Below are 24,593 nucleotides of genomic sequence, written 5' to 3' on the forward strand. Positions count from 1 at the left end.
ACGATGAATAGCGAACTCAACCCCGCCCTCGACCTGGCCGAGCAACTGCACGAACTGCTGCGCGCCGCGCCGGCCGGGATCAGCGAGTACCAGCTGATCCAGCAGCTCAAGCAACAGCATTCCACGCATATTCCCCACCTCGAGCTGACCGACAAGCTGGTGCTATTCCGCACCCACTTCCTGCTGTTCAACGCCCTCTACCTACTGCGTGACCGTCTGTGGCAGAGCCAGGCCGCGCATCTACAGATCAATCCGCTGTGCGTGCAATTGCTGCCCTGGCAACCGGGCAGCCGCGAGTTGGCCGAACACGACCCGTTGCGTGACTACTATCTCAATCTGCAGCATCTGCGCGACACCGCCGAAGCCGATGTGGAAAAGCTGCTGGCCAGCTTCTGGACCCGCATGCAGGGCGGCGACGAGAAGCGCGCGGCACTCGAATTGTTCGAGCTGGACAGCGAGCAAACGCTCAATCTCGCCACTATCAAGCTGCGCTACCGGCAACTGGTGAGCCAGCACCATCCGGATCGCGGCGGTAGCACCAGCCGCCTGCAGTCGATCAACCTGGCGATGGAAATACTGCAGCGCTATTACGGCTGACCTGTAGAGAGCGATTCGCTCTAAAGCCACGACTCACGCGGCCTCCGGCGTTTGCCTATACTGCGTCATACGGTCGCAGTGATTCGGCCTGCACCCGCTGGCGCTGCATACGCGCAGCGGGCGTTGCGTTGGGGGCGATCGACAATAACAAGAGGAGGTGTCTGCATGATCCACCATGTTTGGGGGCTCTTCACCCATCCCGACCAAGAGTGGCAGGAAATCCGTGGCGAGGAAGAATCCATCAGCCACATGTACCTGACCCACGTCCTGATTCTCGCGGCCATTCCGGCTCTTTGCGCCTACTTCGGCACCACCCAGGTGGGTTGGACCGTGGGCGATGGGGCGCCGGTGAAACTGACGGAAGCCAGTGCACTGCAAATGACCATCATGTCCTACCTGGCGATGCTCGCCGGGATCGCCGTGATGGGTGCTTTCATCCACTGGATGGCACGGACCTATGACTCCAACCCCAGCCTGACCCAATGCGTGGTGTTCGCCGCCTACACGGCTACTCCCCTGTTCATTGGCGGCCTTGCGGCGCTCTATCCGAGCCTGTGGCTGGCGATGTTCATCGGTACAGCGGCCATCTGCTACACGGTCTACCTGCTGTACGCGGGACTGCCGACCTTCATGAATATCCCCGAGGACGAAGGCTTCATGTTCTCCAGCTCGATCCTGGCCGTCGGCCTGGTGGTGCTGGTGGCGATGATCGCCTGCTCGGTGATTCTCTGGGGCTTCGGCGTGGGTCCGGTGTACACCAGCTAAAGCCGCTACTTAGAAACCCCGGCCTGCCGCCGACAAAGCCGCCTTCTGGCGGCTTTGTGCTGTCTGGGATACGCACGCACGGGCATAATCGGCATATGCCCGAACTCCTCCACGCCCGCGTCGAAGCCTGCTACCTGCTGGCCGAAGACTTCTTCAAGCGCCGTTTCCGCCGCCCCGAGGTCAGCTTCAAGCTGCGTGGGCAGAAGGCCGGCGTTGCGCACCTGACGGAAAATCTGCTGCGTTTCAATCCCAAGCTGTATGCGGAAAACCGCGAGCACTTCCTCAAGCAGACGGTGGCCCATGAAGTGGCACACCTGATCGCCCATGAAATGTTCGGTGGGCGCATCCAGCCCCATGGCGAGGAATGGCAACTGATCATGCGCGGGGTCTACGAACTGCCGCCGGATCGCTGCCACACCTATGCCGTGGGCCGGCGCAAGAGCACGCGCTACCTCTACCTGTGCCAATGCCCGAACGGTGAGTTTCCCTTCTCCGGCCAGCGTCACAGCCTGGTGCGCCAGGGCCGCCGCTACTTCTGCCGACGCTGCCGGGCAACCCTGGTATTCAGCGGCGAGCAGCGCGTGGAGTGACAGGCTTCGGTGTCGGACGCTTTGTAAGGTGCGCTACTGCTGATGCTCAGGACAGCTCGACATCGGCGACCCGAGCTGTGCTCTGGCAACCGAGCAAGGCATCCAGTCGGTCACAGTCGGTCTCGCGGCGCATGGCAGCGAACAGCGTCTGCGCTTCCGGATAACTGCGGGTGAGCATGGCCAGCCACTGCTTGAGCCGGCCCGGCGCATAACGCGGGGCGATCTTGCGCCGCGCCTGCTGCCAGAAGTCCTGCAGCAGCGGTTGCAGATCGATCCAGCTCAGCGGTGCCAGCTCCTGGCCGGCGCGGGCCGCGGCGATCTGCCGGGCCAGGTCGGGCCGTGAGACCAGGCCGCGACCGAGCATGATGTCCTCGACACCGCTGACTTCGCGGCAGCGCCGCCAGTCTTCGAGGTTCCAGATCTCGCCATTGGCGAACACCGGTACGGCCACCGCCTCCTGCACCCGCGCCACCCATTCCCAGTGCGCGGGCGGCTTGTAGCCATCGGTTTTGGTCCGCGCGTGCACCACGATCTGTCCGGCACCGCCATCGGCCAGCGCCCGTGCGCAATCCAGGGCGCCATCCGGGCTGTCGAAGCCCAGGCGCATCTTCGCCGTTACCGGGATATGCCGCGGCACGGCGCGGCGCACTTCGCTGAGGATCGCGTGCAGCAGTTCCGGCTCCTTGAGCAGCACGGCGCCGCCGCGCGACTTGTTCACCGTCTTGGCCGGGCAACCGAAGTTCAGGTCGATGACCGGCGCGCCCAGTTCGCAGGCATAGGCGGCGTTCTCCGCCAGGCATACGGGATCGGAGCCGAGCAATTGCACCCGCAACGGTGTGCCGCTGCGCGTACGCGCGCCCGTACCCAGCTCCGGGGCCAGCTTGCGAAAATGCGAGGCCGGCAGCAGACGGTCGCTGACCCGGATGAACTCGGTCACGCACCAATCGATGCCGCCGACCCGGGTCAGCACATCGCGGAGGATTTCATCGACCAGGCCTTCCATGGGTGCCAGGGCTATTTGCACGGCGGGAGTCTCGCGAAACGGGGCGGCGATTGTAACGGCCGCCGCCCCGGCTTTACAGGCTGGCCGGGCTTTTGCGCCGAGCGGTAAGCGGGCCGCTCGGCCACACAACCAATCTAGTAAATTGATTGTTTATCCGGATTTTTTGCGCTTTTTATCCATATCAAACAGATAGATCATGCGCCCATCACCTCTGCACGGCACTTGCGCCGCGCAGCAACAGGAGCCTGAACATGATCGAACTGCGCCCCTTCAACTCCCTCGGCCATGCCCAGCACGGCTGGCTGAACGCTCGCCACCACTTTTCCTTCGCCGAGTACCACGATCCGCAGCGGGTCAACTGGGGCACGCTGCGGGTCTGGAACGACGACGAGATCGCCGCCCACAGTGGCTTCCCGCCGCACCCGCACCACGACATGGAAATCATCACCTATGTCCGCGAGGGTGCCATCACCCACCGCGACAACCTGGGTAACCAGGGTCGCACCGAGGCCGGTGATGTGCAGGTGATGAGCGCCGGCACCGGTATCGCCCACTCCGAGTACAACCTGGAGGATGTCACCACCAAGATCTTCCAGATCTGGATCATCCCCAACCAGGTCGGCACTGCGCCGTCCTGGGGTGCCAAGCCTTTCCCCAAGGGTGAGCGCGCCGGCCAGTTCGTGGTGCTGGCCAGTGGTCACGAGAGCGATACCGACGCCCTGCCGATCCGTGCCGACGCCCGCCTGGTGGCCGCCACCCTGGCCGCCGGACAGAGCGCCGAATACCCGCTGGGCCGCCTGCGCAAGGGTTACCTGGTGGCGGCCAAGGGCCTGATCGAGGTCAACGGCATCAGCGCTGGCGAACGCGACGGCGTAGCCATCGCCGGCGAGGAAGTGGTGCGGGTTACAGCGGTCGAAGACAGCGAAGTGATTCTGGTCGACGTGGCCTGAGAACCTGCTCACGATCTCCTGACTGTCGGCCATCCGGCGTTAAAAACGGCCTCGGAATGCTCATTTACAGCCCGGAAACTGCGCTTCCTCAGCCGTTTTTGCCTTGTCTGGCTCTAATTCAGAAGATCGTGAACAGGTTCTGAGCCGCAACGTAGCCCGGACTTCAGTCCGGGGATCATCAGCGCCCCGGCTTGCCCGGGGCCGGCACCCTACTCGCCGGCTTCGTCCAGCAACGGTACGCCAGCAGCGCGTTCGAGCAGTTCGGTCGGCAAGCTCTTGCTGGCGCGGGCGCCGAGCAGCTTGAGGTTCTCGACGCGGTTGATCAGGTTGCCACGGCCTTCGCAGAGCTTGTTGCGCGCCGCCGCGTAGGCCTTGTCCAGCTGCTGCAGACGGCTGCCGACTTCGTCCAGATCACCGATGAAGGCGACAAACTTGTCATACAGGTCGCCGGCACGCTTGGCGATCTCGATGGCGTTCTGGCTCTGTCGCTCCTGGCGCCAGAGGCTGTCGATCACCCGCAGGGTGGCCAGCAGCGTGGTCGGGCTGACGATCACAATGTGCTGCTCGTAGGCCTCCTGGAACAGACCGGGATCGGCCTGCAAGGCCGCGGCAAAAGCCGCTTCGATCGGCACGAAGAGCAGAACGAAGTCCAGACTGTGCAGGCCTTCCAGACGCTGATAGTCCTTCACCGAGAGGCCCTTGAGGTGGCTGCGCAGGGACAGCACATGCTGCTTCAGCGCCGTGGCGCGGCTGTCCTCGTCCTCGGCGGCGACCAGCGCCTGGTAGGCGGTCAGACTGACCTTGGCGTCGACCACCACCTGCTTGTCGCCCGGCAGCTGGATCAGCACGTCCGGCTGGAAACGCTCGCCATCGGCACCCTTGAGGCTGACCTGGGTCTGGTACTCGCGGCCCTTCTCCAGGCCGGCGTGCTCCAGCACCCGCTCCAGCACCAGTTCGCCCCAGTTGCCCTGGGTCTTCTGGCCTTTCAGGGCGCGGGTCAGGTTGGTGGCTTCGTCGCTCAGGCGCTGGTTGAGCTGCTGCAGGCGCTCCAGCTCCTTGCCCAGGGAGAAGCGCTCACGGGCTTCCTGCTGGTAGCTCTCCTCGACGCGCTTCTCGAAGGCCTGGATGCGCTCCTTGAGCGGGTCGAGCAACTGGCCCAGGCGCTGCTGGCTGGTTTCGGCGAAGCGCTGCTCGCGCTCGTCGAAGATCTTCCCGGCCAGCTCGGCGAACTGCGCGCGCAGTTCGTCGCGGGCGGCCTGCAGGTCGCTCAGGCGTTGCTGATGGTGTTCCTGTTGCTCGCGCAGTTCGGCCGCCAGGCCGGCACGCTGGCTTTCCAGCTGACGCAGCTCGCTTTCCTTCTGTTCGCGTTCGCGGCTCCAGCCCTGCGCTGCCTCGCGCGCCGTTTCACGCTCGACCCCGAGCAGTTCGGTCTCACGGCGCAAGGCCGCCAGATCGGCTTGCTGGCGCGCGCCTTCCTGCTGCAGGTGGCGCAGTTCGTCGAGAGTGCTGTCGAGCTGGGCAGACAAACCGTCCTGGGCCAGGCGCGCGGTATTCAGGCGCTCTTCCAGCAACTGCCGCTCGCCACTGTCGAGTGCCTGCTGGCGCTGCAGGCGCCAGGCCAGCAGCGCCAGCGGTGCGGCACCGAGCAGCAGGCCGAGCAACAGGTTGGAAAGGTCGAGGGTAAAGGGCAAAGGCACGGGCGGGCTCGCTGTCTGGTTCGCGGTGCCCGGCAGTATACCTAGGGTCTGTTGGCGTTTTGTCGCGACCGCGACGGAACCGCTCGATCAGGCGCTTTTGGGCAGCCGGCCAAGCAGCCGAGCGGCTTCGTGGGAGCCCTGTGCGGCAGCCAGCTCCAGCCAGTGACGGGCCTGCTGCGGCTCGCGTTGGCGCGGCTGGCTATACAGGCGCCCGAGTTCCAGCTGCGCTCGCGCATCACCAGAACGTGCGGCCTGACGCAGCAGTTCCAGACCGATGCGGCGGTCACGGGTATTGCCGCAATCACGGCAGAGCAACTGGCCCAGGCGGCTTTGTGCCACCACCACCCCCTGGCGCGCCGGCTGCTTGAGCAGACGCCCGGCCAGACGCTTGATGCTGGCACTGTGTCCCAGGCGCGGGCTCTCGAGTAGCCACAAGGCCAGGCGCATCGACAGACGCGGATGTTCACTAGGTAGATTGTGGGCAGTAACGGGCAGTACGCGGGATTTCATGGAAACACGAGCTGGCTGCGGGGCGCGCCACTCTACTCTCTTTTTTCTGCCGGTAAAGACTTGCAAAAAGCCGAGAAAGCCGTGCTAGAGCAAGCGCTCGGGACAATCCACAGAAGCTGTGGATAACTCCGTGGACAACTTGCTGAAAACTCCTCTCAACTCCGATGCCATGGGCCTTCCGCTCAAACTGGTGCTTTTTTCACCAACTAAAAAAGTCTTTATTTTTCATTGACTTAAAAAATCATCATGGATAATCAAGCGGTTACGCTGATTTATGACAGCAGGTTGACAAGCTGCTTCGCAATTGTGCACAAGTGCGCCCGCCTGGGCGGGGCGGCGCCCCGTTTGAGGGCGATTTCCCGGCACCGCAGAGCTCCCGCGGGCTGCAGGCCAGTGGCCCGGCAGAATGCTGGTCAGCCCAGCGCCAGCAGGCTATAAAGCAGCCCTTCACGCACTCCTCGGCAGCCGCCTAGCCATGCCCCACCCCTCTCTTATCGCCGCCTATCAGCAGGCCCTCGACCAGCAGGGTTTCCAGGCAGACGAGGCCCAGTGGCAAACCGTCCACGCACTGCAGAACTGTCAGGATGACCTGCATGCGGGCAACCCTCAGGTCAGCGGGGTGTACCTGTGGGGCCCGGTCGGGCGTGGCAAGACCTGGCTGATGGATCATTTCCACCAGGGCCTGCGCGTGCCGGCACGCCGCCAGCACTTCCACCACTTCATGCAGTGGGTGCACCGCCGCCTGTTCCAGCTCACCGGCACCGCCGATCCGCTGCTGGCCCTGGCCCGCGAGCTGGGCGACGAGGTACGCGTGCTGTGCTTCGATGAACTGTTCGTCAGCGACATCGGCGACGCCATCCTTCTCGGCCGCCTGTTGCAGGCGCTGTTCGAACAGGGCGTGACCCTGGTCGCCACCTCCAACCAGCCACCGCAGCAGCTGTATGCCGATGGTTTCAACCGCGAGCGCTTCCTGCCGGCCGTGACCGCTATCGAGCAGCATATGCAGGTGGTGGGCGTGGACGGCGGCCAGGATCATCGCCTGCACCCGGGCCAGCACCTGCAACGCTACTGGGTAGGTAAAGCGGATCAGGCCAGCGCTCTTGCCGAGGTGTTCCAGCACCTGAGTCGTGGCCAGGCCAGCAGCACGCAGCCGATCATCCTGGCGCACCGCCCGATCCCGGTGCAGCAACGTGCGCCCGGCTTGGTCTGGCTGAACTATGCCGATCTCTGCGAGCAGCCCCTGGCGGCCCTGGATTTCATCGCCCTGTGCGACCAGTTTGCACTGATCCTGCTCGGCGCCGTGCCCAACCTGAGCGCCGCCACCCGAGCGGCGAAGATCGCCCGCGGCACCGAAGATGGCGTCGAGCAGGTGCAGGCCGGTGACCGCCAGTTGCCGGCGCTGTCGGCACGCGACGATGGCGTGCGCCGTTTCATCGCCCTGGTCGACGAATGCTACGACCGCAAGGTGCCGCTCTATATCGAAGCCGAGGTGGCGCTGCAGCAGCTGTACACTGAGGGCCACCTGGCCTTCCCCTTCCGCCGTACCCTCAGCCGCCTGCAGGAGATGCAGCTACGGCGCTTCGCCGACAGTGCCGATGTGGCGCCGCAACAGCCAGCGGCGGAACTCGTCAGCGCCGACTGAAAGATCTGCCCTCGTCACCACGCGCCTATTCGAAACAAGCGCAGCCTAAGTAGAACGCTAACAGCGCTCTCAGGCTGGCAGCGGCAAGTACCCGTCGACCAGGAACAGCTGTAGCGGAAAGATCCGCGGCGTATCCGGGGCCTGGGCATTCTTGAAGGCCACGTAGCCCGGCGTGGTTTCGCACAGCCAGGGCAGCAGGTTGCGCGGGCGCCGCTCGCTGAAGGCCTGCGGCGCATAGAGTGCGACATTGTTGCCCTGCAGCGGGCAACGGGCCGAAGGGAACTCGAACGCTTCCACCCCGGCCTCGCGCATGGCGCTGCCCAGTGCGTGGGTGGCGCGGTAGTCGCTGCGATGGGTCAGCAGCTCGCGGTGCTGATCGAACGGCGGCTGGTGCAGGCGGATGCCGCGCTGCACCTGGTAGCGCGCCTCGAAGGAGGAATGTTCGGAAAGAATCCGTCCGCTCGGTGGCGGCTCGGCCATGCCGTGCCACAACACAAAACGGTAGAAGGCGGTTTCCGCCATCGCCGTTTCCAGCCGGCAGGCGGCATAGAACAGGCTCGGCTCGTGGCGCCGACCGAAGCGCGAACCCCAGCGCAGTGGCGGATAGCGGAATGGCGTGTGTAGCAGGTAATGCAGCGGCTCGTCACTGCGCGGTAGCGGCGGCTTGCTGCTTTCCAGCAGCTGTTCGAGCAGGGCCTGCTCTTCCAGGGTATCGACCAGTTGCAGGGTGGCCACCTGCTCCTGGCTTTCCACCAGGCGCACCAGGCGCCCACGCAACGGGGTGATCTGCTCTGCACCGGCACAGGCCTGCCAGATATCCATATCAATGCTCACTTAGACCAGCTGCTGCAGGTCAGCAAAACGTAGCCCGGATGCAATCCGGGGAACCCTGTGTCACCGCTCCCGGATTGCATCCGGGCTACGCCGGCAGGCAATGCCCCTCTCCCCAGCCCTCGGCTTCGGCTTCCTGCGTCGCTCTACCTCCTGCATCCATGCAGTCGTCTCCCGTGAACGGGAGAGGGGGCAAAAGCGCACCGCACCTACCCTGCATGCCGTTATGGCAATACAGAAAATCGTGGTTCTCAGAGGCTGTTTACAATCTTCTGGATTAGAGCCAGACAAGGCGCAACGACCAGCGGGAGTAACAGCCAAAGGCTGGCCCGAAGGGTGAGCGCCAGCGAATCAATTGGGCGAGGGCGCGGAGTTTACAACTGTAAATGAGCAGCCCGAGCCCAATTTCAACGCGGCATGGCCGACGATCAAGAGATCCTAGATAGGTTCTCAGACTTTGCCGCGAATGGCGTCTAGATACTCCACCACCCGCACCAGCCCCTGTACCTGATTCATCTGCTGCAGCGGCACGCCGGCCAGGTGGCGGTTGTCGGTGCGCAGGAAGTGGCGCATGTCTTCGAGGTTGCCGCCGAACAGGGCGAACAAGGCGCGGTAGGCGCGGATCAGCAGCAGCGCCAGCTCGCCGGTCTTGCTCTGCGGGCGCAAGCCACCGCTATCGCCCCAGCGGCTGATGGCGGAACGGTTGACTCCGACAATGCCGGCCAGCTCGGCCTGGGTCAGGCCCAGTTGCTCACGGGTGCTGAGCAGGGCCTTGAGCAGAACCGCATCGGCGTCGACACCAGGCTTGTTGAGCGCACTCATGGCTGCCTCCTGATTCCTGTTTGAAACAAATCTAGCAAACAATGCAGCAAACAGACACCACAATATGCAGTCACCCGCTCAGCGGCGCACAGGTCGCGCCCATGCGTACAACCTAGCCAGCCATGCGCGCCAGCAAACGTGCCTGCAGCTGCTCCAGCTCTGCCGGGTCGGCCTTGGCGCTGGCATGCACGCCCAGCTTCTCGCCCTCGAAGCGCGGCACGATGTGCATGTGAATATGGAACACCGTCTGCCCGGCCGGCGCGCCGTTGAACTGCGCCACCTGCACACCGGCCGGCTGCAGTTCGTCCACCAGCACGCGGGTCAGGCGCTGCACCACGGCCATCACCTTGGCCAGGCTGGCGCTATCGATATCCAGGATGTTGCGTGCTTGCGCCTTTTTCGGGATCACCAGCGTGTGGCCGTAGGACTGCGGAAACACATCGAGGAAGGCCAGCACGTCGTCATCCTCGTACAGTTTGTAGCAAGGTGCCTCGCCGCGAATAATCTTGGCAAAGATGTTCTGTTCATCGTAATCGCCGTGCAGGCTCATCAGGGGTCTCCAGTAGCAGTGTGCGAAGGGACGAACCATACCGGTTTCAGCACGCCGGGAAAAACCCGAGGCCTGACCGAACAGACATTCGCCGCTATCCTGCCCTTATCCACCACCGCAACCGGAGCGCACATGCCAGACCTGTCCGCCTTCCCCATCACGCGCAAATGGCCTGCCGCCCAGCCTGATCGCCTGCAGCTCTATTCGCTGCCCACGCCCAACGGGGTCAAGGTGTCGATCATGCTCGAAGAGATCGGTCTGCCCTACGAGCCGCACCTGGTCAGTTTCGACAGCAACGACCAGCTCAGCGCGGAGTTCCTCTCGCTCAGCCCGAATAACAAGATCCCCGCCATCCTCGACCCCAACGGCCCGGACGGTCAGGTGCTGGAGCTGTTCGAGTCCGGTGCGATCCTGCTCTACCTCGCCGATAAAACCGGCCAACTGCTGCCCCAGGACCCCGCCGCGCGCTACCAGACCATCCAGTGGCTGATGTGGCAGATGGGTGGGGTCGGCCCGATGTTCGGCCAGGTCGGTTTCTTCCATAAGTTCGCCGGCAAGGACTACGAGGACAAGCGCCCGCGCGACCGCTATATCGAGGAAGCCAAACGCCTGCTCGGCGTGCTCGACCAGCGCCTGCAAGGCCGCGAGTGGGTGATGGGCGATGCCTACAGCATTGCCGATATAGCCATCTTCCCCTGGGTACGCAATTTGATCGGCTTCTATGGCGCGGGCGTATTGGTCGAGTTCGAGCGTTTTGCCAATGTGCAGCGGGTTCTAGAGCGTTTCCTCGCGCGGCCGGCAGTGGTGCGGGGGCTGGCGATTCCGCAACGGGCTTGAGCAAACGACCGCCTGCGGCCAGCTCCATTGACCACCGCCTCTTCAATCACTACGCACCAGCCACTCGACCACGCGCCGAGTCAGTGGACTGATCAGCAGCACCAGCGGCAAGGCCAGCACCCAGGCCGTCAGCCAGGCGCTGAGCCACAGGCTGGCAAAGCCGGGGATCGGGCCCGTGGCGCGGAAGGTGGACAGTCCCGACACCAGCAGAGACATCACCCCTGAGAACCTGCTTACGATCTCCTGGCCGTCGGCCATACGGCGTTAAAAACAGCCTCGGAATGCTCATTTACAGCTCGTAAACTCCGCTTCCTCGGCTGCTTTTGCCTTGTCTGGCTCTAGTCCAAAAGATCGTAAACAGGTTCTGAGAGAATCAGGGCGAACAGCAGCGGGCTGTATTTGCGCGGGATCATCCGACCACCTCCAGGCTCTGCGTCAGCGGGCTGCTGGGTTGCAGGCGCCGCAGGGTGGCGGCGAAGTTCTGCCCGAACAGCCGCGCGGTCTTGATGTCGCCCGGCACAAACGAATCGGCCGACGAGGCCTTTTCCGCCTGGGCCATCAGCCCCGACCAGGAACCCAGACGGTTCGCCGCTTCGTCGTAGGCAACGCCCAGGTGCTGCTCCGGCAGAATCGGATTGCCGACCCACAGCATGCCGTGCTGCATGCAGAAGACGAACATCGACAGCAGCGTCGACTGCTTGTCGCCGGCCGGCAGCGCCGACACCGTGAAACCCGCCGCCAGGCGCCCGCGCAGCTGCTGGCTGCGCCACAGCCCGCCGGTTGCGTCCATGAAGGCCTTGACCTGGGCCGACACCCCGCCGAGGTACGTCGGCGAGCCAAGGATGTAGGCATCGAAGCCGAGCAAGGCCTGCGGCGCCGTGGCCAGGTCTTGCGCCTGCAACAGCTCGACTTCGATCCCCGGCACGCTGCGCACCCCCTCGGCAACGAGGCGGGCGATGTGCTCGGTGTGCCCATGGGCACTGTGGTAAATCACCGCGACTTTGTTCATGACTGGTACTCCAGGTTGGACGTGATGCGTGTCTGCACTCAGCGCAGCAGTGCGCCGATCAATAAGGCGGCCAGGTAAAGGCCCAGGCCAAACACGCTGTGATTGGCCAGGCTCTTGAGGCAGTTACGCAGCGGGGTTGGCGTCTTGGCGGCGGCGAAGCCGGAGCCCATGGCCGGCTGGATCACCAACAAGGGGATGCTGACCGTGGCGACGCCCACCAGCAGCGCGGGGAGCAGCGTCGGCTGCCAGGCCCAGTCCAGGCCGACGATGGCCAGCAGCAGCCCGGCAAAGGCGATGCCGGTGGCGTAATGCATGAGCCAGCCCAGGGCCAGTTCGCCACGGATCGGCGGCGCCTTGGCGATGGCCGCATGGGCCAGCCTGCCGCGCAGCAGATGCCCGACCCAACGGCCGATGAAGGCAAAGTTCAGGGTCGGCACGCCGGCGTATTTCAACAGCATCAGCCAGGCATCCATCAGCGCCGTCGCCAGGATGCCGATGCCGGCCGCCAGGGTTATGAATTGCAGTAAGTTCGTCATAAAGACCTCTTCAAGGTTGACCCGCCAGGGGTTCTGCTCGAATCTACAAGTTCAAGTGAACTTGAGGTCAAGGGGTATCTGATGGATATCGCTGAAGTCGCCAGACGATCCGGCGTACCGGCATCGGCGCTGCGTTTTTACGAAGAAAAGGGACTGATCGCTTCGCTCGGCCGCCAGGGGCAACGGCGCAGCTTTGCGCCGCAGATCCTGGATCAGCTGGCGCTGATCTCGCTCGGCCAGTCGGCCGGCTTCACCCTGGAGGAAATCCGCTCGATGTTCGCACCCGGCGGCGCGCCGGCCATCGACCGGCAGATGCTCGCGGCCAAGGCCGATGAGCTCGATGCCACCATCCAGCGCCTGCAGGCCATGAGCAATGGCTTACGCCATGCGGCGGCCTGCCCGGCACCGAGCCACGCCGAGTGCCCGACCTTCCAGCGCCTGGTGCAAGCGGCAGCCGCCAGCGCCCATGCACGCAAGCACAGCAAGGGCCTGCGCAAGGGCACGCCGCCGACCCGCTAGCCATGATTGCGCCAGTGGACAGCCAAGCCGCGCCGCATGGCGACCTCAGTCGTGCGCTACGCCATAGCGCTTGAGCAGTTGCTTGCAACGCGCGGACAGGTGCAGCACGCGCAGCTGCTTGCCGGCCTTGGCGTAACGCTCGCGCAATGTCTTCAACGCGGCGATGGCCGAGTAGTCGACAAAGCTCAGGTGGCGGCAGTCGAGCACGACCTGCTGCGGATCGTTGGCCGGGTCGAACTGGTTGAGGAAAGGCGTGGTCGAGGCGAAGAACAGCGTGCCGTGCAGACTGTAGAGCTTGCTGCCATCGGCCTGCAGATGGCTGTCGGCATACAGCTCGCGGGCGTGCTGCCAGGCGAAGTTGAGCGCGGCGATGACGATGCCGCAGAGCACCGCAGTGGCCAGGTCGGTGAACACGGTGATGCTGGTCACCGCGATGATCACCAGCACATCGTTGAGCGGCACCCGGTTGAGCACCCGCAGCGAGGCCCAGGCGAAGGTCTGCTGCGCCACCACGAACATCACCCCGACCAGTGCGGCCAGCGGAATGCGCTCGATCAGCGGCGAGAGAAACAGCACGAACAGCAGGATCATCACCCCGGCGACCACGCCGGAGAGCCGGCCGCGACCACCGGAGCTGAGGTTGATCACGGTCTGCCCAATCATCGCGCAACCACCCATGCCACCAAACACCCCGGAAACCATGTTGGCCGCCCCCAGGGTCACGCACTCGCGGTCCGGGTAGCCGCGGCTCTCGGTGATCTCGTCGGTCAGGTTCAGCGTCAGCAGGGTTTCCAGCAGGCCGACCAGGCCCATCAAGATCGCGTAGGGCGCCACGATGCGCAGGGTTTCCAGGGTCCAGGGCACCTGCGGCAGGGCGAACTCCGGCAGACCACCGGCGATATGCGCCATGTCGCCCAGGGTGTGGGTCGGCAGGCCGAGCAGGTACACCGCCAGGCCCACGCCGAGGATTGCCACCAGCGCCGGCGGCACGCTGCGGGTCAGGCGCGGCAGCAGGTAGACGATGGCCATGGTCAGCGCCACCAGGCCCAGCATCAGGTACAGCGCGTTGCCGCTGAGCCAGGCCTCGCCCTGCTTGAAGTGCTCCAGCTGAGCCAGGGCGATGATGATCGCCAGGCCATTGACGAAGCCGATCATCACCGAGTGCGGCACCATGCGAATCAGCTTGCCCAGGCGCAGCACCCCGAACAGGATCATCAGCAAACCGCCGAGCAGCACGGTGGCGAGCAGGTACTGCACGCCATACTCGACCACCAGCGCGACTATCACCACGGCCATCGAACCGGCGGCACCGGAAACCATGCCCGGCCGGCCGCCGAACAACGCAGTCAGGGTGCAGATGATGAAAGCGCCGTACAGCCCCATCAGCGGATTGAGGTGCGCCACCAGGGCGAAGGCGATGCACTCCGGCACCAGCGCGAAGGAGGTAGTGAGTCCGGCCAGGACGTCGGCGCGCAGACGTTTTACTTTCATGCAATGACCCAAGGGCGGACGGGCAAGGCCGGGCCGCGGAGCGTGTGGGGAATGAGGGTCGCGGATGTTACGGAAATGCCGGCGGGCAGGCCAGTGATTGGCCGGGTACCTGAACGGAACGCAAAACCTGAGCCGTACCTCGTAACTCCCCTCTCCCACTTGTGGGAGAGGGGCTGGGGGAGAGGGAATTGGCCCACTCACCTCCTCCCTTCTCCACCATCACCTCGCCGACTGCTCGCCAGCCTCGGCCGCCGGATTAGCCCGCTGCATCTGCTCATGCACCGTGCGCTCCTCCACCCGCGGGTCGAGGGCCGCCGAGAGCGGTGAACTGGTCATGTTGTCCGGCACGGCCACGTGCTGCAGCGGCGCATTCTCCACCGGCTGCATGTGCTTGATGGTGTCCGGACGCACGCGAAAGATCAGCACGAAGGCGCAGAAGCAGACAAAGGCGTAGAGCATGTTCGGCCCCAGCTCGCGCATCAGCAGCCCCGCCGTCAGTGGTCCCAGGCAGGCACCGATACCGAAGGTCACCAGCAGCATGGCCGTCAGCGAAACCCGGTGCTCGGCCTCGATGTAGTCGTTGGAGAACGCCACGGCCAGCGGATACAGGCTGAACTGCAGCAGGCAGAAGACAAAGCCCAGGGGGAACAGCAGCACCAGCGGCAGCTCGGTCAGGATCGCCATAGGCAGGCTGGCCAGGGTCAGCAACACCGCGCAGTTGCGGATCAGCGCGCCGCGATCGTAACGGTCCGACAGCCAGCCCAGCGGCCACTGCACCAGCAGGCCGGCGAGGATGCAGCTGGCCATAAACAGGCCGACCTGCAGGGTACTCAGGCCCATGAGCGAGGCATGCAGCGGCGCCAGACCATAGAAGGAGCCAATCGCCAGGCCCGAGACCAGAATGGTGGTCAGCGACTGCGGCACCCGCCTGATGAAGAACATCGGCTCCAGCGCCACCGGCTGCATCGGCGCCGGGTGGCTACGACGAGTCATGGCCACCGGCACCAGACACAGGGTGAAGCACAGCGCCACCAGCATCAGCAGCTCCAGGCCCAGCGCCGGATGCAGCACCAGCGTGAGCTGGCCGAGCATCAGGCCGAGGTAGCAGGCAATCATGTAGCCGGAGAACACCCGGCCGCGCTGACTGGCATCGGCCTGCTCGTTGAGCCAGCTCTCGATCACCATGTACTGGCACATCATGCCCAGGCCCACTAGCGCGCGCAGCACCAGCCAGGCCGGCAGCCAATCAATCAGGCCGTGGCCGAGCACGGCGGCGCCGACCACGCCGGAGCTGGAAACGAAGGCGCGCATATGGCCGACCCGGGCAATCAGCCGATGGCCGACCTTGCCACCCAGCACCAGGCCGAGATAGTTGGCCGCCATCAGCGCACCGATCCACGCGGTATCGACCTTATCCGCGGCCAGACGCAGGCCCAGGTAGGTACTCAACAGGCCGGAGCCGATCAGCATCAGCAGGGTGGCGAAATACAGTGAGCGAAACGACTTCCAAATACTGGTCATGGACAGCTCGGGGGTTCGATCTGGGAAGCCTGCGCACAGGCTTATCGGGGATGGACTGGAGTATGGTTCAGCCAAGCAGAAGACAGGGGCTGTTCATTGCCGAAACCGACGGTCCATGAACTGAGACCGCCAGGGGCACGCGTAGCGTCACAGCGGCGCGAGGGGAAAGCCGGTACAGCCCCTGGAAGCATTAGCGATATCGCCAGTTTCCCCAGAGTGCGCGACCTGATCAGCCCCTTATAGCGTGGAGGTTTAAACAGTGGGAGTGAAGGCAAGGCTGGCCACGACGGTTAGTTGAGCGGCTGCAATCGGCCAAAGCAGCCCTTCGAGCCAAGCAGCGGTTGACAGAAAAATTTATCCAAAACAGAAGGATTCCTCTTTTATTCACAACCAGATATAGCATTAAGCCATTATCGACCGAGTGCCTTTATGGCAAAATTCCGAAGCACATCTCTGAACAGCAGCAAATTTCTAGCAAAGTAAATTTTTGACAACAAATTTATACTAAAGTCCGCACGAATAGGACTCGTCGTTAAATCGAAGAGGATTTCGAAATATGAAAACCGGCTCTGACAGCACAACTCAAAATATTGTACGTTTCGCCCACTTCACGGATTTGCATGTAGGAATGAATGCACAGCAATGGATGTGGCCTTCGTTCAAGAGAGCATTCCTTGAAGATCTTGAGAGGATGTGCTTTAAGCTAGGCGCTTTGGACTTCGTTATATTCTCCGGTGATCTGACACAAAAATCCAGCAAGACCGAATACGCCAAGCTAACAGAGGTATTGGGTGAAATATGGGGCGTATTTAGCAAATTTGGAAAATCTCCCGCATTGATTCCCGTACCGGGAAATCATGATCTAGCACGCCCACCAGCTCTAAACCCTACTGCGAAAGTATTATCTCAATGATGGGAAATACCAGAACTTCCGCACGCTTTCTGGAAGTCCGAACCTGCCGACTATAGAGCCCTTATAAAGAGCTCTTTCGCAGAATATATGGAATGGCTAGAAACTTTGAGAGAAACCTCCATCCCCCTTCCGAGCCTCACCCACGGGGAGATTCCAGGAGATATTTCTACAGAGATTAATTTTCAAGGAAGGTCAGTAGGGATTGTCGGATTAAACTCTGCATGGCTACAGCTTTGTGATGGGGACTATAAGGAGCGACTCCATGTAGACCCTAGACAACTAATGGCGGTCACTTCGGGAGCTCCTGATGAATGGTGCTCGAACCATGACTTCAACCTACTTGTAACTCATCACCCGCAAGAATGGCTCCACCCATCAAGCCTCTCTTCATGGCGTAGTGAAATATATATACCCTCTCGCTTTGACAGCCACCTCTTTGGCCACATGCATGAGTCAAACAGTACATCTATTTCTGAGGGAGGAGCAGTAAGAAGAAGGCATATGCAGGGAGCATCGCTATTCGGTCTTGAGTTTATCGAGAGAAAGGGGCTAGAAAGAATTCACGGATATTCAATATATGAACTTGAAAACCTAGGCCCTTCTAGAAAAATCAAACATTGGCCTCGAAAATCCCACAGAACAAATGCAGGACACTTTAAATTAATCCAAAACCCTGAATTTGATTGCAATGATGACGGCTACGCAGAGGAGGAATACAAACCATGTTCGGAAACAACGCCTTCACGAACCAAAGCACCAGAGGGATCGACAATTCTGCTCAAACCAGAACTTCAAAAAGAAGCATTGCGCCCCCCTACGAAAAACCCTGCCTAAAGGCATTAATTTCTCCGAAACACGGAATATAGATCGAGCGGAAAGCATTGAAGCACTCAAGGAAAATAGAGCGCTATGGATTGTTTCCGACTGGGGCCTGGGAACGCACGAATTCATTGGAGCGCTACATGAAACCTTGGATACCGGAACGGATCATGTATATCAAATCGACTGCCAAAATTATTTCTCCAAATCAGAGATATGCAATGGCATAGAAGCACAACTGGGAGTTAGCTTTGAACAGCTACTAGATACTTTAGCTTCAGAATCAGCTTGCACTTTAATTTTTGAGGACGCCCCAATATTTGAAGGCAAGGATAAATCTGCACGAGTGCTTCAACAAGAAATTGAGACACTAATCAGTATCGCACTAGATTTTTGTGACAACGCCAGAATAGTTGTTATCTCTAGACTCCCCCCTACTTCTGGAGCCATAAAGTCTGTTGAACTCAAGCCGCTCGACGAGCTTGACACTAAAACTTACGTATCCAACCACGAAAAGGGAGGTGCTGACCTTGCAACTGCGCAGTTCATTTCACGACTACATCGTCATACAGATGGCATTCCATCTCGAATTGACATGGTGCTTCGAGATATACAAATTGTAGGCGCTGCCCAGCTACATAGCCTTAATGCGGACGTGGCCGGGAAGCATGCAGCTACAGAAACAGCTCCCTCGGGTCTAGCTTCGACACTAGATGAGATCAAGAACTCCTCAAATCCCAACATATCAAGGGCCTTCAAGCTCCTAAAGGCTTTAGCAATGTTCCCCAGAGGAGAGCAGCTTGAAACAGTAAAGCGATTCAATCAAACAAATTTGTTCTACCCGCAAGATGCAAGCTATCTGAAAGACTTTGCACTCATTGATTTTGTTGAAATCCCAAGCATTAGCTCTACAAATAGTGAATCAGCAAGAGCAATTGTTGTACGAAGAGCGGTTAGAGAATACCTATACGCAACCCTATCTACTTCAGAGCTTGATAGCTTAGGACGACGCGCGCTCGAAATTTATTTCGGCACAAACTGGGACACAAGAGGAATCAAACTACCCAAAGGAATAAAGTTTAATGATAGAGACTGCAGAGCGTGGAAAATTGGAAATGCTAGCTTACTTATTCTGCGCGCGATTCGAGACTCGGTAGAACACTACACCGCACAAAAATGTCAATCTTCAATTTCTTTGACAACGTCATTTGCCAAGAAACTTTATGAAGGCAATCATTTCCGAGCAGTGATATCTCTTTGCGACGACATACTTCCACTAGTCAAGCTACTAGACACGCCACCAAACACCTCTCAACTGACCCTTGAACTCGCCGAATCTCTACGCATGACAGGAGAGTATGAAAAATCTATAACTCTCTGCTCGGGCTTGATCACACTGTCATGTGATAAAAATTTCTTGCAACGCATTTATCTCTGTTTAACCAAGTCTTACGAGGCACTAAAAAAATCCGACCTCGTAATAGAAGCAGCAAATGAATGCATTAAAATTGACAACAGAAATCACCGTGCATTATCCGCACGCTCTGTGCTAGTTCGGATTGGAAGCAAAACCCCCAGTAAATTTGAAAAGCTTGCACAATTAGAAAAACAAGCCCGGCGGAAAAAATTATTTATTACAGCGAACAACATAAAACTATCCATGGCTGATCGCTGCAATGATCCAGAGCAGAGAGAGTCACTAATTTTACAGGTATCAAAGCATGCCAATTTAGAAGGTGATCTTTACAATGCCATGAGAGCAAACATATCGCTCGCCGAAATATACATAGAAGAGTCAAGAAACATTGAAAGAAATCATCTATTAAAACTCATTGAAATATATCACTACCTATATGGCGAAGGATTAAACTCTTTATTCAACACATGCCACAAGGTTCTTTGGCACGCGTTTACCACAAATAATGATAGCGCCAACTTGCTTCGCCTCTTCAGATGCAGCTCGCTCAGGTGGCGACTAAGTGGGGCGGAGCGTCTAGAGATTGCGCACATCAAGAAACTGAACAGTCACTTAACAACACGCACAGTCACTCAGCCTTTAGAGTCAAGTCGAGAGTTGATTTACCTCATATCAAGAAGCAATCAAACCAATAAATTACTGGCAGACAAAAGCAGCTAGTGATCACCTGAAGAGACCATTATCATAATTAAGCAGGCCTGCAATCGTGCAGCTGTAGGCCTGCAGCTTCGCAAGAGTGATAGCCGAAAAAACCCTCGATAATCTTCCTGTGCTATTTGCAAAAAAATAAACCTTCATCGCGCACCTAGACCTTCAAAGATCACCCAAAATTACCTCTTCAGGTATCCGAGAAAAAGACTCAAATCAGGTTCCTATTTGAGCCAGAAAATTCTCCATTCCCGTAAAGCGGCTAATAGAAAAAAGAAACCACTCTGCATCAATACCAGCGTTCGCGACATCAACGTCGTTAGATAAAATTTACTGGGTAGTCAAAGACACAGAGCCTTGCAGGACTTTGTTGACCAACAATTGATTCAGCTTCAAATTTTACGATACTCGATGACCGCTTCGGGTCGATATATACCCCACACACAGCGCCGCGCTCTTCAGCAACTACGAAGCACTAGCCAGAGCTTCGCGGCCAAAGTCACGCCCACAGAAGTGCCGACGGCAAGCACCGCCACCCTCAGATCGGCGGCGCCGAGCGCAGCATCACCGACTTCAGGGCGAAGGCCGATTTGATCCCGGCGACGCCGGGGATGCAGGTCAGGGTGTGGGTGAGGAAGGCCTGGTAGGCGGCCAGGTCCTTGACCACCACGCGCAGCATGTAATCGGCGTCGCCGGTCATCTGGAAGCAGCTCATCACCTGCGGCGCCTCGACGATGCGCTCCTCGAAACGGGCGAGGTAGTCGCCGGTCTGCTTTTCTAAGGAGACCGAGACGAACACGCTCATCGCCCCGGACAGGCGCTCCTCGTCGAGGCGCGCAAAATAGCCCTGGATGTAGTGTTCGTCTTCCAGACGCCTCACCCGGCGCAGGGTCGGGGTCATCGACAGGCCGACTTTCAGGGCCAGGTCGCGCCAGCTCATGCGGCCATCTTCGGCCAGGGCGCGGAGGATTTTCAGGTCGATGCGGTCAAGTTCGGACATGGCGGCAGGCTTCTACGATTATTGATTTTATTAGTTCAAACATACTAATACAGCCGGGCAAACCTAGTGACTTTGGAGCAAAAAACTAGCAGTCGAAGCATATACTGAAATCACAAGAACAACGACGAGGGCCTCACCATGAGTGATGTCACGCACACCCGCCTCCCCTGCCGCACCCGCCGCGCGCACACCCTTTGCGCCTCCGTTCAGCCTGCCCGGCTGCATCCGCCCAGCCCGCCGTCCGCCCTGCTCATTCGCTGCTGATCCGTTCCCGATCCGAGTTTTTTGGCTGGAGGCAACATGACTGACTACGCACCCTTGCGCCTGCACGTACCGGAGCCCACCGGGCGACCGGGCTGCAAGACCGATTTTTCCTACCTGCACCTGTCCGCCGCTGGCACGGTGCGCAAACCGGCCATCGACGTGGAACCGGCCGCCACCAGCGACCTGGCCTACAGCCTGGTGCGCGTGCTCGACGAGCAGGGCAACGCCGTCGGCCCGTGGGACCCGCAGCTGAGCAGCGAACAGTTGCTGCGCGGCCTGCGCGCGATGCTCAAGACCCGTATCTTCGACGCGCGCATGACCACCGCGCAGCGGCAGAAGAAGATGTCCTTCTATATGCAGTGTCTGGGCGAGGAAGCCATCGCCACCGCGCACACCCTGGCCCTGCAAGACGGCGACATGTGTTTCCCGACCTATCGCCAGCAGGGCATCCTGATCGCCCGCGACTACCCGCTGAAAGAGATGATCTGCCAGCTGCTGTCCAACGAGGCCGATCCGCTCAAGGGCCGCCAGCTGCCGATCATGTATTCCAGCCGCGAGTACGGCTTCTTCTCGATTTCCGGCAACCTGGCCACCCAGTTCATCCAGGCGGTGGGCTGGGCCATGGCCTCGGCGATCAAGGGCGATACCAAGATCGCCTCGGCCTGGATCGGCGACGGCGCCACCGCCGAATCGGACTTCCACACCGCCCTCACCTTCGCCCATGTCTACCGCGCGCCGGTGATCCTCAACGTGGTCAACAACCAGTGGGCGATCTCAACCTTCCAGGCCATCGCCGGCGGTGAAGGCACCACCTTCGCCAACCGCGGCGTGGGTTGCGGCATCGCCTCGCTGCGGGTCGACGGCAACGATTTTCTCGCCGTCTACGCCGCCTCGCAGTGGGCCGCCGAACGCGCCCGGCGCAACCTCGGGCCGAGCCTGATCGAGTGGGTGACCTACCGCGCCGGCCCGCACTCGACCTCGGACGATCCGTCGAAATACCGCCCGGCCGACGACTACAGCCACTTCCCGCTGGGCGACCCAATCGCCCGCCTCAAGCAGCACATGGTTGGCCTGGGCATCTGGTCCGAAGAACAGCACGAAGCACTGCACAAGAAGCTGGAGACCGAAGTGCTGACCGCGCAGAAGGAAGCGGAAAGCCACGGCTCGCTGGTCGACGGCCACGTTTTCAGCGCCGCCAACATGTTCGAGGATGTCTACAAGGAGCTGCCGGAGCATCTGCGCCGCCAGCGCCAGGAGCTGGGGGTATGACCGCCATGACGACGCAACACGAGAACACCCAGGCCGTCACCAGCATGACCATGATCCAGGCGCTGCGCTCGGCGATGGACGTGATGCTGGAACGCGATAGCAACGTGGTGGTGTTCGGCCAGGACGTCGGCTACTTCGGCGGCGTGTTCCGCTGCACCGAAGGCCTGCAGAACAAGTACGGCACCTCGCGGGTGTTCGACGCGCCGATCTCCGAGAGCGGCATCATCGGCGCCGCCGTCGGCATGTGCGCCTACGGCCTGCGCCCGGTGGTGGAGATCCAGTTCGCCGACTATGTGTACCCGGCCTCCGACCAACTGATTTCCGAGGCGGCGCGCATCCGCTATCGCTCGGTCGGCGACTTCAGCGCGGCGATGACCGTGCGCATGCCCTGCGGCGGCGGCATCTACGGCGGGCAGACGCACAGCCAGAGCCCGGAGGCGATGTTCACCCAGGTCTGCGGCCTGCGCACGGTGATGCCGTCCAACCCCTACGACGCCAAGGGCCTGCTGATCGCCTGCATCGAGAACGACGACCCGGTGATCTTCCTCGAACCCAAGCGCCTGTATAACGGCCCGTTCGACGGCCATCACGACCGCCCGGTGACGCCCTGGTCCAAGCACGCGGCCAGCCAGGTGCCGGAGGGTTACTACAAGGTGCCGCTGGACAAGGCCGCCATCGCCCGCCCCGGCAACGCGCTGACCGTGCTGACCTACGGCACCATGGTCTATGTGGCGCAGGCCGCCGCCGAGGAGACCGGCCTGGATGCCGAGATCATCGACCTGCGCAGCATCTGGCCGCTGGACCTGGAGGCCATCGTCACCTCGGTGAAGAAGACCGGGCGCTGCGTGATCGCCCACGAGGCCACCCGTACCTGCGGCTTCGGCGCCGAGCTGATGTCGCTGGTGCAGGAGCACTGCTTCCACCATCTGGAAGCGCCCATCGAGCGGATCACCGGCTGGGACACGCCCTACCCGCACGCCCAGGAGTGGGACTACTTCCCAGGGCCGGCGCGGGTCGGCGCGGCATTCAAGCGCGTCATGGAGGTCTGAATGGGTACGCATGTGATCAAGATGCCGGACATCGGTGAAGGCATCGCCGAAGTCGAGCTGGTGAAGTGGTATGTGCAGGTCGGTGAGACCGTCGCCGAGGATCAGACCCTGGCCGACGTGATGACCGACAAGGCCATGGTGGAGATCCCCTCGCCGGTGGCCGGCACCGTGCTGGCCCTGGGCGGCACGCCGGGCCAGGTGCTGGCCGTCGGCAGCGAACTGATCCGCCTGGAAGTGGCCGGTGCCGGCAATGCCAAGGCCAGCGAGCCGGCACCCAGCGTGGCGCCGCGAGTAGAGCAGCCGGCAGTTACTGAGACGCCCAAGGCCGTGGCCCCGCCGCCAGCCCCCGCTGCCCCGACGCGCCCCGCCGCCAGCCCTGCGCCCGTTCCGAGCGTGCGCCGCGAGCCGGGTGAGAAGCCGCTAGCCTCGCCGGCCGTGCGCCAGCGCGCCCGCGAGCTGGGCATCGAATTGCAGTTCGTCAGCGGCAGCGGGCCAATCGGGCAAATCCGCCATGAAGACCTCGACGCCTATCTGACTCGCGGTCAGAGCAGCGCGCCCCACACCAGCGGCTATGCCGCGCGCCACGACGAGCAGGCCATCCCGGTGATCGGCCTGCGCCGCAAGATCGCGCAGAAGATGGCCGAGGCCAAGCGACGCATCCCGCACTTCAGCTACGTCGAGGAAATCGACGTGACCGATCTGGAGGCCCTGCGCGTGCACCTGAATGGCAAACACGCGCAGCAGCGCGGCAAGCTGACCCTGCTGCCGTTGCTGATCCGTGCCCTGGTGGTGGCGCTGCGCGAGCATCCGCAGCTCAACGCCCGCTATGACGACGAGGCCGAGGTGGTCACCCGTTACGGTGCGGTGCATGTGGGCGTCGCCACCCAGAGCGACAATGGCCTGATGGTGCCAGTGCTGCGCCATGCAGAGTCCCGCGACCTGTGGGGCAACGCCGCGGAGATCGCGCGCCTGGCCGACGCCGCGCGCAGCGGCAAGGCACAGCGCGACGAGCTGTCCGGCTCGACCATCACCCTGAGCAGCCTCGGCGCCCTTGGCGGTATCGTCAGCACGCCGGTGATCAACGCCCCGGAAGTGGCCATAGTCGGGGTCAACCGCATGGTCGAACGTCCGGTGGTGATCAACGGCCAGATCGTCGTGCGCAAGATGATGAACCTGTCCTCCTCCTTCGATCACCGGGTGGTCGACGGCATGGACGCGGCCGCCTTTATCCAGTCGGTGCGCGGCCTGCTCGAACACCCCGCCAGCCTGTTCCTGGAGTGAGCC

At 61.4% G+C, this 24,593-nt stretch carries 25 protein-coding genes; 13 read left to right on the forward strand and 12 right to left on the reverse strand.

Annotation, left to right across the window (positions count from 1 at the left end; genetic code table 11):
• Positions 1-3 precede the first annotated feature (3 nt).
• From LRS11_RS19655 to LRS11_RS19665, 3 genes are all read left to right on the forward strand, one after another.
• A complete protein-coding gene (locus LRS11_RS19655) occupies positions 4-597 on the forward strand; it encodes a DNA-J related domain-containing protein (protein WP_260494534.1) in 594 nt (197 codons plus the stop codon).
• 165 nt (positions 598-762) lie between these two features.
• The gene (locus LRS11_RS19660) at positions 763-1,362 is read left to right on the forward strand and encodes a Yip1 family protein (protein ID WP_260494535.1); all 600 of its coding nucleotides are present in this window, start codon (positions 763-765) and stop codon (positions 1,360-1,362) included.
• A gap of 95 nt (positions 1,363-1,457) precedes the next feature.
• Complete coding sequence (locus tag LRS11_RS19665; protein ID WP_260494536.1) at positions 1,458-1,952, forward strand: SprT family zinc-dependent metalloprotease; 495 nt, start codon at positions 1,458-1,460, stop codon at positions 1,950-1,952.
• A 46-nt stretch (positions 1,953-1,998) separates the two neighbouring features.
• Here LRS11_RS19665 and LRS11_RS19670 read toward each other — a convergent pair whose 3' ends face one another.
• Positions 1,999-2,976, reverse strand: a complete 978-nt coding sequence (locus tag LRS11_RS19670; RefSeq protein WP_260494537.1) for a tRNA dihydrouridine synthase — start codon at positions 2,974-2,976, stop codon at positions 1,999-2,001.
• A gap of 230 nt (positions 2,977-3,206) precedes the next feature.
• On the opposite strand from LRS11_RS19670, the gene LRS11_RS19675 reads away from it, so the two are divergent.
• Positions 3,207-3,905 (forward strand): pirin family protein, encoded by a 699-nt coding sequence (locus LRS11_RS19675; RefSeq protein WP_260494538.1) that lies wholly within the window; start codon positions 3,207-3,209, stop codon positions 3,903-3,905.
• A gap of 209 nt (positions 3,906-4,114) precedes the next feature.
• Here the strand turns inward: LRS11_RS19675 and rmuC are convergent, their stop codons facing one another.
• Both rmuC and LRS11_RS19685 read right to left on the reverse strand, forming a co-directional pair.
• Complete coding sequence (gene rmuC, locus LRS11_RS19680) at positions 4,115-5,476, reverse strand: DNA recombination protein RmuC (protein WP_260496959.1); 1,362 nt, start codon at positions 5,474-5,476, stop codon at positions 4,115-4,117.
• Positions 5,477-5,689: 213 nt separating this feature from the next.
• Complete coding sequence (locus tag LRS11_RS19685) at positions 5,690-6,112, reverse strand: tetratricopeptide repeat protein (protein ID WP_260494539.1); 423 nt, start codon at positions 6,110-6,112, stop codon at positions 5,690-5,692.
• 475 nt (positions 6,113-6,587) lie between these two features.
• Between LRS11_RS19685 and zapE the strand changes: the two genes are divergently transcribed.
• A complete protein-coding gene (gene zapE, locus LRS11_RS19690) occupies positions 6,588-7,754 on the forward strand; it encodes a cell division protein ZapE (RefSeq protein ID WP_260494540.1) in 1,167 nt (388 codons plus the stop codon).
• 69 nt (positions 7,755-7,823) lie between these two features.
• On the opposite strand, the gene LRS11_RS19695 is transcribed toward zapE, so the two are convergent.
• The 3 genes from LRS11_RS19695 to LRS11_RS19705 all read right to left on the reverse strand — a co-directional run bounded on the left by LRS11_RS19695 (position 7,824) and on the right by LRS11_RS19705 (position 9,957).
• Entirely contained in the window at positions 7,824-8,576 is a 753-nt protein-coding gene (locus LRS11_RS19695; protein WP_260494541.1) for an RES family NAD+ phosphorylase, read from the reverse strand.
• Positions 8,577-9,035: 459 nt separating this feature from the next.
• Positions 9,036-9,407, reverse strand: coding sequence for an antitoxin Xre/MbcA/ParS toxin-binding domain-containing protein (locus tag LRS11_RS19700; protein WP_260494542.1), 372 nt, complete (start codon positions 9,405-9,407; stop codon positions 9,036-9,038).
• A 112-nt stretch (positions 9,408-9,519) separates the two neighbouring features.
• Entirely contained in the window at positions 9,520-9,957 is a 438-nt protein-coding gene (locus LRS11_RS19705; RefSeq protein ID WP_260494543.1) for an HIT family protein, read from the reverse strand.
• Positions 9,958-10,089: 132 nt separating this feature from the next.
• Between LRS11_RS19705 and LRS11_RS19710 the strand changes: the two genes are divergently transcribed.
• A complete protein-coding gene (locus tag LRS11_RS19710) occupies positions 10,090-10,794 on the forward strand; it encodes a glutathione binding-like protein (protein ID WP_260494544.1) in 705 nt (234 codons plus the stop codon).
• A gap of 42 nt (positions 10,795-10,836) precedes the next feature.
• Here LRS11_RS19710 and LRS11_RS19715 read toward each other — a convergent pair whose 3' ends face one another.
• The 3 genes from LRS11_RS19715 to LRS11_RS19725 form a co-directional block, all read right to left on the reverse strand.
• Positions 10,837-11,010 (reverse strand): DUF2798 domain-containing protein, encoded by a 174-nt coding sequence (locus LRS11_RS19715; protein ID WP_260494545.1) that lies wholly within the window; start codon positions 11,008-11,010, stop codon positions 10,837-10,839.
• 193 nt (positions 11,011-11,203) lie between these two features.
• Complete coding sequence (locus LRS11_RS19720; protein WP_260494546.1) at positions 11,204-11,803, reverse strand: flavodoxin family protein; 600 nt, start codon at positions 11,801-11,803, stop codon at positions 11,204-11,206.
• 38 nt (positions 11,804-11,841) lie between these two features.
• A complete protein-coding gene (locus LRS11_RS19725; protein ID WP_260494547.1) occupies positions 11,842-12,339 on the reverse strand; it encodes a DUF2938 domain-containing protein in 498 nt (165 codons plus the stop codon).
• Between the two features lie 81 nt (positions 12,340-12,420).
• On the opposite strand from LRS11_RS19725, the gene LRS11_RS19730 reads away from it, so the two are divergent.
• Entirely contained in the window at positions 12,421-12,858 is a 438-nt protein-coding gene (locus LRS11_RS19730) for a helix-turn-helix domain-containing protein (protein WP_260494548.1), read from the forward strand.
• A gap of 45 nt (positions 12,859-12,903) precedes the next feature.
• On the opposite strand, the gene LRS11_RS19735 is transcribed toward LRS11_RS19730, so the two are convergent.
• Together LRS11_RS19735 and LRS11_RS19740 are read right to left on the reverse strand one after the other, a co-directional pair.
• Complete coding sequence (locus LRS11_RS19735) at positions 12,904-14,349, reverse strand: SulP family inorganic anion transporter (protein ID WP_260494549.1); 1,446 nt, start codon at positions 14,347-14,349, stop codon at positions 12,904-12,906.
• Positions 14,350-14,568: 219 nt separating this feature from the next.
• A complete protein-coding gene (locus tag LRS11_RS19740) occupies positions 14,569-15,870 on the reverse strand; it encodes an MFS transporter (RefSeq protein WP_260494550.1) in 1,302 nt (433 codons plus the stop codon).
• Positions 15,871-16,426: 556 nt separating this feature from the next.
• On the opposite strand from LRS11_RS19740, the gene LRS11_RS19745 reads away from it, so the two are divergent.
• The 3 genes from LRS11_RS19745 (at position 16,427) to LRS11_RS19755 (ending at position 19,739) form a co-directional block, all read left to right on the forward strand.
• The gene (locus LRS11_RS19745) at positions 16,427-16,783 is read left to right on the forward strand and encodes a metallophosphoesterase (RefSeq protein ID WP_260494551.1); all 357 of its coding nucleotides are present in this window, start codon (positions 16,427-16,429) and stop codon (positions 16,781-16,783) included.
• 87 nt (positions 16,784-16,870) lie between these two features.
• Positions 16,871-17,617, forward strand: a complete 747-nt coding sequence (locus tag LRS11_RS19750; protein WP_260494552.1) for a hypothetical protein — start codon at positions 16,871-16,873, stop codon at positions 17,615-17,617.
• Between the two features lie 136 nt (positions 17,618-17,753).
• On the forward strand, positions 17,754-19,739 hold the full coding sequence (locus LRS11_RS19755) for a lipopolysaccharide assembly protein LapB (protein ID WP_260494553.1): 1,986 nt from the start codon (positions 17,754-17,756) through the stop codon (positions 19,737-19,739).
• 526 nt (positions 19,740-20,265) lie between these two features.
• On the opposite strand, the gene LRS11_RS19760 is transcribed toward LRS11_RS19755, so the two are convergent.
• The gene (locus LRS11_RS19760) at positions 20,266-20,727 is read right to left on the reverse strand and encodes an Lrp/AsnC family transcriptional regulator (protein WP_160081822.1); all 462 of its coding nucleotides are present in this window, start codon (positions 20,725-20,727) and stop codon (positions 20,266-20,268) included.
• Between the two features lie 300 nt (positions 20,728-21,027).
• Between LRS11_RS19760 and LRS11_RS19765 the strand changes: the two genes are divergently transcribed.
• From LRS11_RS19765 to LRS11_RS19775, 3 genes are read left to right on the forward strand one after another with little or no spacing between them, the layout of a single operon-like run.
• Positions 21,028-22,260 carry a 3-methyl-2-oxobutanoate dehydrogenase (2-methylpropanoyl-transferring) subunit alpha gene (locus LRS11_RS19765; RefSeq protein ID WP_260494554.1) on the forward strand — a complete coding sequence of 411 codons (1,233 nt, stop codon included), beginning with the start codon at positions 21,028-21,030 and terminating at the stop codon, positions 22,258-22,260.
• Entirely contained in the window at positions 22,257-23,309 is a 1,053-nt protein-coding gene (locus LRS11_RS19770) for an alpha-ketoacid dehydrogenase subunit beta (protein ID WP_260494555.1), read from the forward strand. Before LRS11_RS19765 ends, LRS11_RS19770 begins: the two co-directional genes overlap by 4 nt.
• Positions 23,310-24,590, forward strand: coding sequence for a dihydrolipoamide acetyltransferase family protein (locus tag LRS11_RS19775; RefSeq protein WP_260494556.1), 1,281 nt, complete (start codon positions 23,310-23,312; stop codon positions 24,588-24,590). It abuts the gene before it with no gap.
• The last annotated feature ends 3 nt before the right edge of the window (positions 24,591-24,593 follow it).

The sequence above is a fragment of the Pseudomonas sp. J452 genome (assembly GCF_024666525.1).
In the GTDB taxonomy this organism is placed as follows: domain Bacteria; phylum Pseudomonadota; class Gammaproteobacteria; order Pseudomonadales; family Pseudomonadaceae; genus Aquipseudomonas.

What these genes read in the sequence shown, in the direction of transcription:
- LRS11_RS19655 (WP_260494534.1), top strand. Translation starts at nt 4, where the DNA reads ATGAATAGCGAACTCAACCCCGCCCTCGACCTGGCCGAGCAACTGCAC.
- LRS11_RS19660 (WP_260494535.1), top strand. Translation starts at nt 763, where the DNA reads ATGATCCACCATGTTTGGGGGCTCTTCACCCATCCCGACCAAGAGTGG.
- LRS11_RS19665 (WP_260494536.1), top strand. Translation starts at nt 1,458, where the DNA reads ATGCCCGAACTCCTCCACGCCCGCGTCGAAGCCTGCTACCTGCTGGCC.
- LRS11_RS19675 (WP_260494538.1), top strand. Translation starts at nt 3,207, where the DNA reads ATGATCGAACTGCGCCCCTTCAACTCCCTCGGCCATGCCCAGCACGGC.
- LRS11_RS19685 (WP_260494539.1), bottom strand. Translation starts at nt 6,112, where the DNA reads ATGAAATCCCGCGTACTGCCCGTTACTGCCCACAATCTACCTAGTGAA.
- zapE (WP_260494540.1), top strand. Translation starts at nt 6,588, where the DNA reads ATGCCCCACCCCTCTCTTATCGCCGCCTATCAGCAGGCCCTCGACCAG.
- LRS11_RS19695 (WP_260494541.1), bottom strand. Translation starts at nt 8,576, where the DNA reads ATGGATATCTGGCAGGCCTGTGCCGGTGCAGAGCAGATCACCCCGTTG.
- LRS11_RS19700 (WP_260494542.1), bottom strand. Translation starts at nt 9,407, where the DNA reads ATGAGTGCGCTCAACAAGCCTGGTGTCGACGCCGATGCGGTTCTGCTC.
- LRS11_RS19705 (WP_260494543.1), bottom strand. Translation starts at nt 9,957, where the DNA reads ATGAGCCTGCACGGCGATTACGATGAACAGAACATCTTTGCCAAGATT.
- LRS11_RS19710 (WP_260494544.1), top strand. Translation starts at nt 10,090, where the DNA reads ATGCCAGACCTGTCCGCCTTCCCCATCACGCGCAAATGGCCTGCCGCC.
- LRS11_RS19715 (WP_260494545.1), bottom strand. Translation starts at nt 11,010, where the DNA reads ATGTCTCTGCTGGTGTCGGGACTGTCCACCTTCCGCGCCACGGGCCCG.
- LRS11_RS19720 (WP_260494546.1), bottom strand. Translation starts at nt 11,803, where the DNA reads ATGAACAAAGTCGCGGTGATTTACCACAGTGCCCATGGGCACACCGAG.
- LRS11_RS19725 (WP_260494547.1), bottom strand. Translation starts at nt 12,339, where the DNA reads ATGACGAACTTACTGCAATTCATAACCCTGGCGGCCGGCATCGGCATC.
- LRS11_RS19730 (WP_260494548.1), top strand. Translation starts at nt 12,421, where the DNA reads ATGGATATCGCTGAAGTCGCCAGACGATCCGGCGTACCGGCATCGGCG.
- LRS11_RS19735 (WP_260494549.1), bottom strand. Translation starts at nt 14,349, where the DNA reads ATGAAAGTAAAACGTCTGCGCGCCGACGTCCTGGCCGGACTCACTACC.
- LRS11_RS19740 (WP_260494550.1), bottom strand. Translation starts at nt 15,870, where the DNA reads ATGACCAGTATTTGGAAGTCGTTTCGCTCACTGTATTTCGCCACCCTG.
- LRS11_RS19745 (WP_260494551.1), top strand. Translation starts at nt 16,427, where the DNA reads ATGAAAACCGGCTCTGACAGCACAACTCAAAATATTGTACGTTTCGCC.
- LRS11_RS19750 (WP_260494552.1), top strand. Translation starts at nt 16,871, where the DNA reads ATGGAATGGCTAGAAACTTTGAGAGAAACCTCCATCCCCCTTCCGAGC.
- LRS11_RS19760 (WP_160081822.1), bottom strand. Translation starts at nt 20,727, where the DNA reads ATGTCCGAACTTGACCGCATCGACCTGAAAATCCTCCGCGCCCTGGCC.
- LRS11_RS19765 (WP_260494554.1), top strand. Translation starts at nt 21,028, where the DNA reads ATGACTGACTACGCACCCTTGCGCCTGCACGTACCGGAGCCCACCGGG.
- LRS11_RS19770 (WP_260494555.1), top strand. Translation starts at nt 22,257, where the DNA reads ATGACCGCCATGACGACGCAACACGAGAACACCCAGGCCGTCACCAGC.
- LRS11_RS19775 (WP_260494556.1), top strand. Translation starts at nt 23,310, where the DNA reads ATGGGTACGCATGTGATCAAGATGCCGGACATCGGTGAAGGCATCGCC.